This is a genomic window from Hymenobacter rigui (assembly GCF_003944715.1).
Classification (GTDB): domain Bacteria; phylum Bacteroidota; class Bacteroidia; order Cytophagales; family Hymenobacteraceae; genus Hymenobacter; species Hymenobacter rigui.
Genome location: NZ_RWIT01000002.1, coordinates 1 through 14,184, shown reverse-complemented (window position 1 = coordinate 14,184; position 14,184 = coordinate 1). Strand labels below are relative to the sequence as shown.

Here is a 14,184-nt window from a genome sequence, read left to right as displayed (position 1 = left end):
GTGCTGATGTTGTAATAGTAACTCTACCATCAGCACGCACGATTCCTCGGCTTCGCTCGGAATGACGTGCTGTTTCCTCTATCACTCGCCCTCTCCTACCAACGCCAGCAGCTCCTGGGGCGTGAGGGATTTGAGCAGGGCGGTATCGGTGTGGATGAGACCCTGGGCCAGCTCCCGCTTGGACTGCTGCAGGTGCTGGATTTTCTCCTCCACGGTGCCGGGGCAGATGAGGCGCACTGCTACTACGGGTTTGGTTTGGCCGATGCGGTAGGCCCGGTCGATGGCCTGGTTTTCCACGGCGGGGTTCCACCAGGGGTCCAGCAGGTACACGTAGTCGGCCGCAGTGAGGTTGAGGCCGGTACCGCCGGCTTTCAGGCTGATGAGAAACACCCGTACCTCGGGGCGCTGCTCAAACGCCTGCACGGCGGCCCCGCGCTGCCGGGTCTGCCCGGTGAGGTACTGGTAGGGAATATCGTGGACCTCCAGCATAGGCCGCACCAGGTTCAGCATGCCCACGAACTGCGAAAACACCAGGATTTTATGCTCCGGGGCGTGGTTCTGAATTTCCTCCAGCAGCACCGCCAGCTTGGCCGAAGTAGAGCCGTAATCTTCCAGGTCGGGCAGCAAAGCGGGCGAGTCGCAGATTTGCCGCAGGCGCGTGAGGCCCCGCAGCACCGAGGCGTGGTGGCGGGCCGTCATGTCTTCACGGCGGCCCAGCAGCAGGTTCCGGAAATCCTGGCGGCAGGCCTCGTACACGCGGCGCTGCTCGGGCGGCATCTCGCAGTAGAGCACCATTTCCGTTTTCTCAGGCAGCTCGGTAGCCACCTGGGCCTTGGTGCGGCGCAGCACAAACGGCCGGATTTTCTGCTGCAATTCCCGGGCCTTATGCTCATCCCCGAACTTATCGATGCGCGTGGCATACTGGGCCCGAAACTGCCGCAGCGTACCCAGCAACCCGGGGCAGGCAAAGGATAGCAGGGCGAAAATATCGTAGGTGTTATTCTCCAGCGGCGTGCCCGTCAGCGCCACCCGCCCCCGGCTGCGCAGCTGGCAGGCAGCCCGGTAGCGCAACGAAGCCGGGTTTTTGATGGCCTGGGCCTCGTCGAGAAATACATACTCGAACTCCTGGCTTTTCAGCCGGCGCAGATCCGATACCAACGTGCCGTATGTCGTCAGCACCAGGTCATAATCAGCAAAATCAACCGGGGTACGCTGGCGGCCACCGCCGTGCCAGACCAGCACCCGCAGGTTGGGGGCAAACCGGGCAGCCTCAGCCTGCCAGTTGAATACCAGCGAGGTGGGCACTACCACCAGACAGGGCCCGGTCCGGCCAGCTTCACGCAGGCGCACCGTAAAGGCCAGCACCTGCAGCGTCTTGCCCAGGCCCATATCATCGGCCAGGCAGCCGCCAAACCCGAACGTATCCAGGAAATTCAGCCAGTTGAGCCCCTCCTGCTGGTAGTCGCGCAGGGTGGCGTGCAGGCCGGCGGGTACCGGCACGGGCGCAATGCCCGTGAAATCGGCCACGGCGGCGCGGGTTTCGGCCAGCCGCTGCCGGGCTGAGGGCAGCAATTCATCCGCCGCATACAGCTCCTCCACCGCCGCAAACCGGCTGTGCAGGGTGCGCAGCTGGCCATCGATAAGCTCGGCGGCGGCGAAGTAGCGGGCAAATTTCTCCAGCCACTGCTGAGGTAGCACGCCGTGGCTGCCATCATCGAGCACCACGTAGCGGCGGCGGTTGCGCAGGGCCTGGCTGAGTTGCGGCAAGGTGGCGTGCTGCCGGCCAAACCCCACTGCCAGCTTGGTATCAAACCAGTTGGTTTCACTGCTCACCTGCACCGACACCCGGGCCGGGTGCGGATTAAGGCGGTTGCTCTTGAGCTGCCGGAACCCGAGTACCCGAATGCCCTCCTCGCGCCAGTCGGCCAACGCCGGCAGCACCCGGTCAGCGTCCAGAAAACCGCTGCGGGCCAGGTAAAACGACTCCTGAGCCTGCTGCCCGGCCAGCTCGGGCCAGTGCCGGAGCAGCGCCGCCACCAACCGGTCTTCAGCCAGAGCATTGCGGGCCACGGTGAATGCCCGCCCCAGCGCATCAGTAGCCTGTAGCTGCCGTTTGCTGAGCACGGCCACTTCCCGCTCGCCGTAGCGCATTACGGGCAGCAATTCCACGTGGGGGCCGGCATCGGAGAGGTAGAGCACCGGCTCGGGCGCTTCATCGAAGCCTTCGGCCTGCAGCTGCTGGCGGGTAGCGGGGCGCAGGTAGGCGTAGTGAATCTGCAGGCGGTTTTCCAGGTTGGTCAGCACGTCTTCCCGGAACTCCGCAAACTGCGACTGATGAATCAGCAACGCGTTGTTCCGCTTCCGGAAGAACTCCACCACCCGCCAAACATCCAGGTCATCGAGCAGGTATAAATCGTCGTGCAGGGCCACGAAGTAGTCGTAATGTACGGTCAGCAGTTCTAGGTTCAGGGCCTGGTCGTGGAGCAGCAGGTGGCCGGTTATATGGTAGAATTCAGCTTCCTGGGTTACCTGCAGGCGCAGTTGCAACCGGGCGCTATGCAGGCGCACCGGCACCAGCGCCGCGGCCGTGAGCTTGTCGCCCTGGGGGCCGCGGTGGGCGAATACCGGCAGCCGAAACGGGTTCTGCACCACCGCCCGCAACGCCTCCACGGCCACCGGGGTGCGGTTTTCCTCGTAGTTGTGCTGGAAGCGGGCCAGGCCGGTGTAGAACTTCAGCTCCGCCGGGTTGGTCAGCTGCCAGATAACGTCCAGGGGGTTGAGCAGCGTCAGCGGGTTTTTGGGTTTACCCGCCGCCGTGAGGCTGGCCTCGACCAGATGCAGCGTGAGGTGGCTGTAGTACCGGTGCCGGGCCAGCACCAGCAGCCGCTGCCCGCCTGCCCCCGGCACCACTGGTTCCGGCTTCGCGGGCAGTAGCTGCCGCATCAACTCCAGCTTGGAAGCCGGCGTCACGGGCAGCAGATCCGTCCGGCGCGGACTCACCGCCGTAGCCCCGTTGGCAAACGTCAGCTGGAAGTGTGCTTCTACATCAGGAGCCTGTTCCAGGCCATATTCCTGAGCCGTAGCGCGCAGCTTTCGTACGCGCAACTCAGCGTCGAAAAACGCCCGCAACTCCGGCCGGTGCAGCAGCGCCAGCAGCGTCAGCGCCTGGTTTTCGCACAATTCGTCAGCTGCGCCGGTGGTGCAGGTGCAGGCCAGGCTCAGGCCGGCCTCTGTTTGACGCACGTCTACTTCCGGCCCGGCAATTCCGCCCACTACCGCACCAGTCGAAAACCGCCCGACATCCACGGCCAGTTCCAGCGGCGTCACGGCGCGGTACTGGCGCGTATCCGGCACAAAGCTGCGCGGGGCCAGCTTCAGCAACTGGGGTGGCGTCAGATCAGGAAGTAGCTGGGGCAGATGAGTGGTATGCGGCACAATGGGCTTTACTGGAGCCGAAAATTACGTCAAGCAGTGTATACTTTGTGGTTATGACGGTAGGACACACCGCATCGTGTTACCGCTGGCAGTACGTATTCTGACTGTCATTCCGACTGACAGTTTGCGTGGAGTTGTTCTTCCACTCACTACCCTACCTCATCGGTCTTGATGCGTGCATCAAACCGAAACTCCTCCCGACTCACAATTTGAATGCGCTTGAAATCGGGGTGGCGGCTGTGCAGCACATAGTTAAATTCCTGAGGCACAATGGACGAGGGCACGCGCAGCACCGCCGAGCTGCGGCGCGTGTACCACTCCGCCCCGAGGGGCTGGCACACGGCGTAGCGGCTGGCCTGCTCCCAGTCCCGGGGTAACTGGGCCAGCGGTATTTCTTCCACCAGCAGGTCGTCGGGCACGTCAATCACCAGTACCCGAAACTGGCCGGTGAGGCCCTCCCCGCTCCGGTGCACCACGTTTTCCAGGCAGGCCAGGGCCCGGCTGGCGGCCGTGTAAATCACAAACTGGTCCTTGAAATTCCAGCGCGCCCGGTAGCCGGAGGCAAACAAGTCGTCCGAGTATTTAGTCAGGCAGATGCGGTACACCAGCATACCCGAAGCCTAGGATAAGTCGCCGTAGGCAATGCGCGTGAGCTCCTCAGCCACCAGATCAATGCCCCCGCTGGTTTCCAGCAGCCGCAGCGGAATCTCCTGGTCGAGGCCGTGGGCGGGCTTATCCAGCCAGCGCAGAAACGCCGCAGCTTCCCCAAATACTTCCACCCCCAGGTTATAAAGGCTGATAATTTTGAGGGTTTTCTCGCTGCTGGCAGCGCTCAGGTTTTTCTTTTCCTGGGAATAGGTGCGCAGGGTTTTGGTGGATAGCTCGTAGATGGCCTCCAGCTCCTGGGCCTGCAACTGGTAGGCCTCGGCCACCTCAAACGCCGTGGCGGCCGGTACGCCCTTGCGGGCCTCCATCACCAAGGCATACGCGTCCTGGCCGGTCCGGCCCCAGGCCGCCCATTTCTTGCGCAAAGCCGCCGGCATAACGGCTGTTATTTTCGGGTGGTGTGCAGCAGTTGCCATGATTACAGATTTGATCAGACGAACTTATGGAATTTTTTCTGCTTAACGTGGAAATTTTTCCCTTGGTTCGAAAGTAGCGCCCAGCTCCGTTTCGCGCACGAGCGAAGCAAGTGTAACGGCACCGGGTAAATGATGAGCCAGATGAATTCCCGCAGGATACTACCATCGGTTATGGAGCAGTTTTCCGTACCCGCGGCGACCAGTGCATACCCGCTATTCAATTACCACCCTAGTAGTCTGGCCCGCCGCCCGCAGCCAGTAGACACCCGGAGCCAGATCTGCTGGTAGTGTAAGCTGCTTTGAAGTGACCTCCGCACTATTCGCTTTCCACACCATGGCACCCAACGCATTATATAGGAATACCGAATGGAAACCGGGTAGCCCGATGATGCGCGCATTACCACGGCTAGGGTTAGGTACCACAGCAAGTGCAGATGCCGGAGCCTGACCAGTAGCAGCCAGCGGCAGGCTAGTGCTGTTGATGTGTGCAACGAAACCCATGCTGTAGGGCAACGTGGCGGCCAAGTGAGCCTGCCCAAAATCCGCTTCCTGTTGGAAAGTACCCGCTACATACACCTTCCCATTCCGGTCTAGTACAATACTTCTTCCCACATCATCCAGCGCCCCGCCGCCGCTCGTCAGCCAAAGGCAGTCGCCCGTGGTAGAGTTAAGTTTGAAGACGTACGTATCTAACTCGCCAATCTGTGGTATTCCCAACAGACCGGCGGTAAAGTAGGCGCTCTGATGGGCACCCGTCACGTATACATCTCCCTGGGCATCCACAGCAATACCGCCCATCGAATCGGATCCGGTGCCACCGGCCCGCTTGGCCCAAAGCCACACACCAAATGGGTCGAGTTTGCCAACGAACACTTCGGCTAATCCGGTTTTATACAAATCGGTGGCCCCAAAATGCGCCACGGCACTGAAAAAACTGCCGGCCACATAGGTGTTTCCCTGGCGGTCAACGGCCAAAGAACTGCCGTTGTCCCAGTTGTTACCGCCACCGTTGTTTATCCACTGTGGAGTTCCGTGAGCATCCAGTTCGGCCACCAACATATTGCAGGATCCGAAATTGGCAATCCGGTCGTACCCGAAGGTTAGGGTTGGACTGGTAAAGTTGCCCATCACGTGCACTTTACCGGCCGCATCAACGGCTATATCCTGGCCAGCTTCATTGCCACTACCGCCAATACCCACTGCCCATTGCCACTGCCCATCGGTATTGAGTTTGACCACAAACATATCCCGGTCAGAGTTGCCGGTGCTAGCGTTGGTAAGTGTAAACGGTCCAAAGTAGGCCGGGCCGTATTGGTAATCCCCCGTCACATACACATTAGCCTGACTATCCAACGCCAGGGCCGCTGGCTCCGCTGCAGTCAAGCCCCCACCTCGTACCGCCCATAGCCAAGTACCCGTCGGGCTTAGTTTGGCAATAAAACCGTTATGCCCGGTCTGGTTCAGCACCCGAATAGAACCGAAGGTGGCGGGGGCGTTGTCAAAGTAACCCGTCACGTACACATTGCCCGCTGCGTCCACGGCCACGTCGTGGCCGGCTTCCCACTGTCCCCCGCCCGCTTGAGATACCCATAGGTACCGGCCCGCCGGGTCCCGCTTAGCCACGAAAATACGGCCCTTCGTATGATCTAAGGTTATGTTGCCTAGTGTTACGGTATCGTAGAAAGCCCCTGTTAGGTAAGTATTACCGGCCTGGTCAACAGCAATAGCAGTGGGCGTGACCGTGCTATAGGGCCCGTTCTGCGTAGCAACGGCCGCCGCCTGGCTGAACGTAACGTATTGAGCTTCTACGGAAGAAGAAACTGACAGCAGCCCAACGATGATAGGCAGTGGGGTAATAACTCGTCGAAAACGGGAAGTATACATCTGGATTGAAGCGCGCTAAGCAGGATATCCTATTTTGTGATGCTGAATAGATAGCTGGCTGATAGTTGCACTACGCGGTTGTAATAACTGGGTGAGATAAAACGGTTGCCGTTGACATCATTATACCGAGGACGCAAATCCCGTAGTCCCAGGCTGTACTCGGCCTGCACCAGCAGATTATTATACCGGTATCCAACCCCCGCCTGCACACCAGCATCGAACCGCTGTGAGTACGCACCCTGCGAAGGATAATCGATAGTTGACGCTGGTTTTATTTTGCTTTCTCCACGGAAAGCCAGTTCTCCAATCACCCGGTTTTGATAGTAGTCATCGTACTGCAACTGCCCGTTGAGTAGCATCCCCACGTAACTACCCGCCAATATCTGCACTCCCTGACCGTCCTCATGCTGAGTATACACTACCTGAACAGGCAGCGTCAGGTAATTCAATCGATAGGTATCCTTCTGACGGCTATAGTCACTGCCCGATTTGTACTCATCATCCAGTCGGAAACCCTTTTGTTCATACAAGGCTGCAGCCTGCAGAGCCAGATGCCCGCGCCGTGCCTCCGCCATCACGCCAACCGAGCCACCGGGTTTGTACTTAGTGGTGAAGGTACGGTCGTAAGAATAATGCGAGGTGCTGGCATTGAAGCCAAGCCGAGGACCAAAACTAATTACTGTTTGTGCTTGAGCAGCACTGCATCCGAATACTACAACGGGAAGAATAAAGCTGAATTTCATCCGGCAAAACTACCTCGCTTCCCTCAAAAAACCGGTTTAAAACCTGTTGTAAGGCACTTTTATACTTCGCAAATTCTGATAAGGCAGCAGTAATCTACTGCCCCACCACCGCGTGCAGCGGCACCGGGTGGATGATGAGCCAGATCAGCTCCCGCAGGATTTCGCCGTCGGTCATGGAGCCCGAGTCGATGCCTTTGCTCTGGGCGTCGGCGCGGCGGATCAGGTGCACGATGTCGCGGGTGCGGTGGAAATCGAATACTTTCAGGCCTACTTGGTAATCCTGGCGTTGGATGGGGAAGCGCAGGCCCATTTTCAGCCAGTCGGCCTCCGCGGGGCTCCCGGGCAGCTGGTGCAGCACAAGCAGACGGGAGAAGTAGTTGAACAGCAGCGTCAGATTCGGGATGAGCGGGTTGTTCTTGGGGTTGGCCTCGAAGTAGAGCAGGATGCGGTTGGCCTTGAGCACGTCGCGGCGCACCAGGGCACTCTGCAGCTCGAAGATGTTGTACTCCTTGCTGATGCCCACCATGCGCTGCACCAGGTCCTCGTCGATGCTGTGGCCGGGCAGCAGGTTGATGAGCATTTTATCTACCTCGTTGGTCAGGCGGCCCAGCTCCCCGCCGATGTACTCGGCCAGCATGGCCGTGGCCTGGGGCGTAATCTGCTGGTTTTTCGAGCGCACGTAGTTGCTCAGCCAGGGGGCCACCTGGTTATCGTAGAGCTTTTTGCTGGTCATGAGCACCGTGCCGGCTGGGGCGGGCTCCTTTTTGTCGCCGGCCAGCAGCTTGCCCAGTTTTTTGCGCGCGTCCAGGGTTTTGTGCTTGTAGCAGAATACCAGCACGGTGCTTTGCAGCGGATTGCGCAGGTACGCCTCCAGAAACGGCCACGTCTTCTCGTTTTCCAGATCGGCCACAGCCTGCGCCTCCTTCACAATCACCACCGAACGTTCGGCCATCATGGGGAAGCGCTTAGCCTGGTTCAGGATGCCGGCCACGTCGGTATCCTTGCCGTACATCACCACCTGGTTGAAGCCCTTCTCATGCTCGGGCAGCACGTGCTTTTCCAGCAAATCGGCCACCTGATCAATGTAATACGGCTCCTCCCCCTGCAGAAAGTACACGGGCGCAAACTGCCGCTGCTGGAGCTGCTTCAGGATTTCGTCGGGCGAGAGAGTCAATTCAATTAAAAATTGAGAATTAAAAATTAAGAATTGACGCAGATGGACCAGTTGGCATCTTCGGTAATTCTTCTCACTCAAAGGTACGTCCTGCCTCTTACCTTTGCGGCTCTCCTGTAAGAATTGCGCGGTTGCTGGCAGAGCTCCTACTCTTCCTGGCCTAAAGGCTACCAGCCGTCTTCCCGCAGCCAATTCTTAATTTTTAATTCTTAATTTTTAATTGAATTGACTTTGAACCTCATAGACGAACTGCGCTGGCGGGGCATGTTTCACGACATGATGCCCGGCACCGAGGAGCACCTGCTGAAAAACGCGCCCATCACCGGCTACATCGGCTTCGACCCTACCGCGCCTTCTTTGCACATCGGCAACCTGGCCACCATTATGCTGCTGGTGCACCTGCAGCGGGCTGGCCACCGGCCCCTGGCCCTGGTGGGCGGCGCTACCGGCATGATTGGCGACCCGTCGGGCAAATCGGCCGAGCGTAACCTGCTCGATGAGGAGGCTCTGCGCCGCAACCAGGCCGGTATTCAGGCGCAGCTGGAGAAGTTCCTGGTGTTCGACGATTCGCCCACCGGCGCGCGCGTGGTGAACAACTACGATTGGTTCAAGGACTTCGGCTTCCTGCAGTTTCTGCGCGAAGTGGGCAAGCACCTCACCGTGAACTACATGATGGCAAAGGACTCGGTGAAGCGCCGCATCGGCGGTAACGAGGAGTCCGGCGCCGAGGGCATCAGCTACACCGAGTTCAGCTACCAGCTGCTGCAGGGCTACGACTTCTATCACCTCTACAAAGAGCTGGGCACCACCCTGCAAATGGGCGCTTCGGACCAGTGGGGTAATATTACCACCGGCACCGAGCTGATCCGGCGCATGTCGGGTGGCGAGGGCAAGGCCTACGCCCTCACCGGCCAGCTCATCACCAAGTCCGACGGTACTAAGTACGGCAAGAGCGAAACCGGCACCGTGTGGCTCGATGGCGCCATGACGAGCCCGTACCAGTTCTACCAGTTCTTCCTCAACGCCGCCGACGCCGACGTGCCCCGCCTCATCCGCGTGTTCACGCTGCTGAGCCAGCCGGAAATCGAAGCGCTGGAAGCCGAGCACGCCGCTGCCCCGCACCTGCGCACCCTGCAGAAAGCCTTGGCCCAGGACGTGACCATCCGCGTGCACGGCCAGGCCGCCTACGAGGCGGCCGTGGCGGCCTCGCAGGTGCTGTTCGGCGGCGGGGAGCTGAGCAGCCTCGACGAGGCCACGCTGCTCGACGTGTTTGCCGGCGTACCGCACGTAGAGGTTTCCCGCGCCGAGCTGGAAGGCCAGGATGCCCTCACGCTGCTCAGCACGGCGGCCGGCAGCGTCATCTTCTCAAGCAAAGGTGAGGCCCGCAAAATGGTGCAGAACAACGGCGTAAAGCTCAACCGCCAGAAAGTAACCCTCGACCAGACTGCCACGGCCGTAGCCCCGCTGCTGGACAAGTATCTGGTAGCGCAGAAGGGCAAAAACTACTTCCTGATTAAGCTGGTGTAACCCACCCACCGGCTCCATAACAAAAAGAGGCCCTGCTGATCATCAGCAGGGCCTCTTACGTGTAAACAGGTTCGCTACGACGGGCGTAGCGCCCAATTACTTCTTTTTGGCGGGAGCAGCTTTCTTAGCAGCGGGAGCAGCAGCCTTTTTGGCAGGAGCAGCTTTAGCAGCGGGAGCAGCTTCGCCACCGTCGTTTTTCTTGTTCTGCACCTCGGTACGGATGGTCTGAGCCATGTTCTTCAGTTCCTGCATGCCTTTACGCACGCGGGTACCAGCGGCCGAGTTGCCTTTGTCATAGAATTTCTCGAAGTCAGCTTCCAGCGACATAACGAGGTCTTTCAGTTGGGCGAAATTGCTCATGGTTGGGAGGGGTTGTATGGTGTGGAAAAAGTATTTAACCGGCTCTAATATACAGGGATTTCAAATACAAGCAAGTTGCCCTATTTTTTTTCTAATGCCCATTTCCAGCATCCACAGGCCGATTTTCATCCTTTACCCCTGCTAAACAGCCCCCAACAGCCACGGCCCGCTATTGAAATAGTCCTAAAAACAAAAGTCAGCTCTCTTACGAAAGCTGACTTTTGCACTTAGCGAAGCCCGGATTAGCGTTGCAGGCCCTCGGGAACTTCTGCTTTGGAATAAAGTCCTTTTGCCAGCTTCTCCTGCACGGCCTCGAAGGCCTTTATGGTGATGGCCACGTCATCGAGGGTGTGTACCGCCGTAGGGATGATACGGAGCATGATGACGCCCTTGGGCACCACCGGATACACCACAATAGAGCAGAAAATGCCGTGATTCTCACGCAGATCGAAGGTTACCTGCGTGGCATCGGGAATTTGGCCTTCCAGCAGCACGGGCGTAACCGGCGAGGTGGTGGTGCCGATGTTGAAGCCTTTTTCGCGCAGGCCGGTTTGCAAGGCGTGCACAATCGTCCAGAGGTTTTCCTTCAGCTCGGGGCGGGTACGCAGCAGCTCCAAACGCTTCAAAGCGCCCACTACAAGCGGCATTGGCAGGCTTTTGGCGAAAATCTGGCTGCGCATGTTGTAGCGCAAATATTCAATTACGTTCTCGGGGCCGGCCACGAAAGCGCCGATGCTGGCCATGCTCTTCGCAAACGTCGAAAAATAAAGGTCGATACCGTCCTGTACGCCCTGTTCTTCGCCCGTACCGGCACCGGTTTTACCCATCGTACCGAAGCCGTGAGCGTCATCCACGAACAAACGGAACTGGTATTTCTCCTTCAACGCCACCACGCCGCGCAGGTCGCCCTGGTTGCCCGACATGCCGAACACGCCCTCGGTAATCACCAGGATGCCGCCGCCGGTTTCATCGATGATGCGCTGCGCGCGCTCCAGTTGCTTCTCCAGGCTGGCCATGTCGTTGTGCACGTACACGAAGCGCTTGCCGGCGTGCAGGCGTACCCCGTCGATGATGCAGGCGTGCGACTCGGCGTCGTACACAATCACGTCGTGGCGGCCCACCATGGCGTCGATGATGGACACCACGCCCTGGTAGCCGAAGTTCAGCAGCATGCACTCGGGCTTCATCACAAACTCGGCCAGCTCATTTTCCAACTGCTCGTGCAGGTTCGAGTTACCCGACATCATGCGGGCACCCATTGGCAGGGCCATGCCGTACTCGGCGGCCGCGTCGGCGTCGGCCTTGCGCACCTCGGGGTGGTTGGCCAGACCTAGGTAATTGTTCAGGCTCCAGGTGAGAACCTCTTTACCGCGGAAAATCATGCGGGGTTTAATCTCGCCTTCCAGCTTAGGGAAGGTGAAATAACCGTGTGCGTAGTGTGAATGGCTACCCAGCGGGCCGCGGTTGGCGGCAATCTTCTCAAATAGATCCACGAGGGAACGGGTTGAATGTGAAACGAAAACAAGCGGTTACGCTCGGGGGCATAACGCTCGGAGAATGTACAAAGTTATGGCAATCCGCAAAGGTAGCCGTAAGCAGGCAGGCATCCAACCTTCCGGAAATTGGCCCGGCGGGTTTTCTGGTGCGGTCGGAATGGCGTTTCTTTGGGTATTGGAACTGTTCAATGAACATAATCGGAACGTCATGGTGAGCTTGCCGAAGCATCTCTACCGCTTCGTTGCAACGGCATTGATTAGCACTGCGGTAGAGATGCTTCGGCAAGCTCACCATGACGTTCTTTTCAATTTATAGTAAAGCCCTTCCCCACCCGCACCCACACTCTCTCCCAATGAAGAAAATTACGAAGCTGCTCGTAGCCAACCGCGGTGAAATTGCCCTGCGCGTGCTGCGCTCGGCCAAGGAAATGGGCCTCCAGACCGTGGCCATCTACTCCGAAGCCGACCGCAACGCCCTGCACGTGCGCTACGCCGATGAGGCCGTGTGCGTGGGCCCGCCCGCCAGCAAAGACAGCTACCTGCGCGGCGACAAAATCCTGGAAGTATGCAAGCAATTGGGCGTGGATGCCATTCACCCCGGCTACGGCTTCCTCTCCGAAAACGCTGAGTTTGCCCGCATGGTGAAGGAAGCGGGGCTGATTTTCGTAGGTCCTTCGCCGGAAGCCATGGACGTGATGGGCGACAAGCTCTCGGCCAAGCAGGCCGTAAAAGCCTACGACATTCCGCTGGTACCGGGCCTGGATGAAGCCATTAGTGACGTGCAGGAGGCCAAGCGCGTGGCCGAGCAGGTAGGTTTTCCGGTGCTCATTAAGGCCTCGGCCGGGGGCGGCGGCAAAGGCATGCGCCTGGTGTATCAGCCCGAGGAGTTTGAGGAGCAGATGCAGCTGGCCGTGAACGAGGCCGTGTCGGCCTTTGGCGACGGGGCCGTGTTTATTGAGAAGTTCGTTACCGGCCCGCGCCACATCGAAATTCAGGTGCTGGGCGACGAGCACGGCAACATCGTGCATTTGTTTGAGCGGGAATGCTCCATTCAGCGCCGCCACCAGAAGGTGATTGAGGAAGCGCCTTCCTCGGTGCTCACGCCCGAGCTGCGCGCCGAAATGGGCCGCTGCGCCGTGGACGTGGCCCGGGCCTGCAACTACACCGGAGCCGGCACCGTGGAGTTTCTGCTGGACGACCAGCGCAACTTCTACTTCCTGGAGATGAACACCCGCCTGCAGGTGGAACACCCCGTAACGGAGCAGATTACGGGCCTCGACCTAGTGAAGGAGCAGATCAAGGTGGCCCAGGGCCTGCCCCTCGCCTTCCGCCAGGAAGACCTTACCATCACCGGCCACGCCCTGGAGCTGCGCGTGTACGCCGAAGACCCGCAGAACAACTTCCTGCCCGACATCGGGACGCTGACCACTTACGTGCGCCCCCAGGGCCCCGGCGTGCGGGTGGATGATGGCTTCGAGCAGGGCATGGACATTCCGATTTACTACGACCCGATGATTGCCAAGCTCGTCACCTTCGGAGCTACCCGCGAGGAGGCCATTGCCCGGATGCTGCGCGCCATTGAGGAGTACCAGATTACCGGCATCGAAACCACGCTGGGCTTCGGCCGCTACGTGCTGCAGCACCCGGCCTTCGTGAGCGGCAACTTCGACACCAACTTCATCAAGGACCACTTCACGCCCGAGTCGCTGAAGCCCGCCGCCCCGGACGAAGCCACCGCCAAGCTCGCCGCTGTGCTCACCGCCATGCTCCTGACGGAGAAAAAGCCCGCCACCGCCGCCTCGGCCGATGCGCCGGCCGCCACTGGCTCAGCTTGGAAGCGGAACCGGTTAGGGGTGCGGTAGAACGAATAGGTTATTATAAAGCAAGACGCCCGACCATCTGGTCGGGCGTCTTGCTTTATGTGTTTTTGGATGATTTACCTGATTGGGAAGCGGAAATAAAACTATTCTATTGGGCTCATGATTACCCCGCTTTTGGCTTTGTAATTTCTGCTGAATCTATGGGCTTGTAGCGTACCATCAGATACCACAGCATAATTGCTGGCACTACATTTACGCCAAAAAACCACTCTTCCTGATTAGCCACGGCAAAGCTAAACTTGACCTCATAGAGAGCATCTAGAGTCAGGCCGATATTACTTGAGGCATCAAGGCCGAATACGGCTAGTACTCCATTACTGAGCACATACTTCAGCCCTCCATATCGAATGAATGGTAATTGCAGGATGGCCATAACGCCCATCAATGTAGGGTCTTGCAGCTTCTGATATGTGATGAACGAGAGAATGGAGAGCACGAAGGCCAATGCCGCATATATAGCGGATTCATGAACGGTATACATGATAGCCGCAATGGTTGAACCAGGCTTTGGCGTCCTTGCTGGAAATCCAGTCCACGGCCGTTTGGATAGCCGCCTCCACTGCTTCACGGGTACGGGCCTGGGCTTGTCGCAGCTTGGTTTTG

The 14,184-nt window shown here is 58.9% G+C and carries 11 protein-coding genes and 1 pseudogene; 3 read left to right on the top strand and 9 right to left on the bottom strand.

All coding sequences use genetic code 11. The features are described 5' to 3' along the window. Positions 1-81: 81 nt before the first annotated feature. The 6 genes from EI291_RS04090 to holA form a co-directional block, all read right to left on the bottom strand. The gene (locus EI291_RS04090) at positions 82-3,435 is read right to left on the bottom strand and encodes a DEAD/DEAH box helicase (protein ID WP_125418302.1); all 3,354 of its coding nucleotides are present in this window, start codon (positions 3,433-3,435) and stop codon (positions 82-84) included. 149 nt (positions 3,436-3,584) lie between these two features. Then, positions 3,585-4,046 carry an RES family NAD+ phosphorylase gene (locus tag EI291_RS04085; RefSeq protein ID WP_125418300.1) on the bottom strand — a complete coding sequence of 154 codons (462 nt, stop codon included), beginning with the start codon at positions 4,044-4,046 and terminating at the stop codon, positions 3,585-3,587. Positions 4,047-4,055: 9 nt separating this feature from the next. Then, entirely contained in the window at positions 4,056-4,517 is a 462-nt protein-coding gene (gene parS, locus EI291_RS04080; RefSeq protein ID WP_240635363.1) for a type II RES/Xre toxin-antitoxin system antitoxin, read from the bottom strand. Between the two features lie 213 nt (positions 4,518-4,730). After that, on the bottom strand, positions 4,731-6,401 hold the full coding sequence (locus tag EI291_RS04075) for an NHL repeat-containing protein (RefSeq protein ID WP_125418298.1): 1,671 nt from the start codon (positions 6,399-6,401) through the stop codon (positions 4,731-4,733). Between the two features lie 29 nt (positions 6,402-6,430). Then, entirely contained in the window at positions 6,431-7,144 is a 714-nt protein-coding gene (locus EI291_RS04070; RefSeq protein WP_125418296.1) for a porin family protein, read from the bottom strand. Positions 7,145-7,238: 94 nt separating this feature from the next. After that, on the bottom strand, positions 7,239-8,318 hold the full coding sequence (holA, locus tag EI291_RS04065) for a DNA polymerase III subunit delta (RefSeq protein ID WP_125418294.1): 1,080 nt from the start codon (positions 8,316-8,318) through the stop codon (positions 7,239-7,241). 231 nt (positions 8,319-8,549) lie between these two features. Here holA and tyrS point away from each other — a divergent pair, with 231 nt between their 5' ends. After that, positions 8,550-9,845, top strand: a complete 1,296-nt coding sequence (gene tyrS / locus EI291_RS04060) for a tyrosine--tRNA ligase (protein ID WP_125418292.1) — start codon at positions 8,550-8,552, stop codon at positions 9,843-9,845. Positions 9,846-10,031: 186 nt separating this feature from the next. On the opposite strand, the pseudogene EI291_RS23400 reads toward tyrS, so the two are convergent. Next, positions 10,032-10,205: pseudogene (locus tag EI291_RS23400) on the bottom strand (histone H1); the annotation flags it as partial. A 242-nt stretch (positions 10,206-10,447) separates the two neighbouring features. Next, the gene (locus EI291_RS04050; protein WP_125418288.1) at positions 10,448-11,698 is read right to left on the bottom strand and encodes an aminotransferase class I/II-fold pyridoxal phosphate-dependent enzyme; all 1,251 of its coding nucleotides are present in this window, start codon (positions 11,696-11,698) and stop codon (positions 10,448-10,450) included. 64 nt (positions 11,699-11,762) lie between these two features. Here EI291_RS04050 and EI291_RS04045 point away from each other — a divergent pair, with 64 nt between their 5' ends. After that, positions 11,763-12,017 carry a hypothetical protein gene (locus EI291_RS04045; RefSeq protein WP_170172499.1) on the top strand — a complete coding sequence of 85 codons (255 nt, stop codon included), beginning with the start codon at positions 11,763-11,765 and terminating at the stop codon, positions 12,015-12,017. A 37-nt stretch (positions 12,018-12,054) separates the two neighbouring features. Further along, positions 12,055-13,563 (top strand): acetyl-CoA carboxylase biotin carboxylase subunit, encoded by a 1,509-nt coding sequence (gene accC, locus EI291_RS04040; RefSeq protein WP_125418284.1) that lies wholly within the window; start codon positions 12,055-12,057, stop codon positions 13,561-13,563. Positions 13,564-13,684: 121 nt separating this feature from the next. On the opposite strand, the gene EI291_RS04035 is transcribed toward accC, so the two are convergent. Next, the gene (locus EI291_RS04035; RefSeq protein WP_125418282.1) at positions 13,685-14,062 is read right to left on the bottom strand and encodes a hypothetical protein; all 378 of its coding nucleotides are present in this window, start codon (positions 14,060-14,062) and stop codon (positions 13,685-13,687) included. Positions 14,063-14,184: the final 122 nt, after the last annotated feature.

Excerpts from the sequence above, each read along its gene's own strand:
- EI291_RS04085 (WP_125418300.1), bottom strand. The coding sequence starts at position 4,046 with ATGCTGGTGTACCGCATCTGCCTGACTAAATACTCGGACGACTTGTTT.
- parS (WP_240635363.1), bottom strand. The coding sequence starts at position 4,517 with ATGGCAACTGCTGCACACCACCCGAAAATAACAGCCGTTATGCCGGCG.
- EI291_RS04075 (WP_125418298.1), bottom strand. The coding sequence starts at position 6,401 with ATGTATACTTCCCGTTTTCGACGAGTTATTACCCCACTGCCTATCATC.
- EI291_RS04070 (WP_125418296.1), bottom strand. The coding sequence starts at position 7,144 with ATGAAATTCAGCTTTATTCTTCCCGTTGTAGTATTCGGATGCAGTGCT.
- EI291_RS04045 (WP_170172499.1), top strand. The coding sequence starts at position 11,763 with ATGTACAAAGTTATGGCAATCCGCAAAGGTAGCCGTAAGCAGGCAGGC.
- accC (WP_125418284.1), top strand. The coding sequence starts at position 12,055 with ATGAAGAAAATTACGAAGCTGCTCGTAGCCAACCGCGGTGAAATTGCC.
- EI291_RS04035 (WP_125418282.1), bottom strand. The coding sequence starts at position 14,062 with ATGTATACCGTTCATGAATCCGCTATATATGCGGCATTGGCCTTCGTG.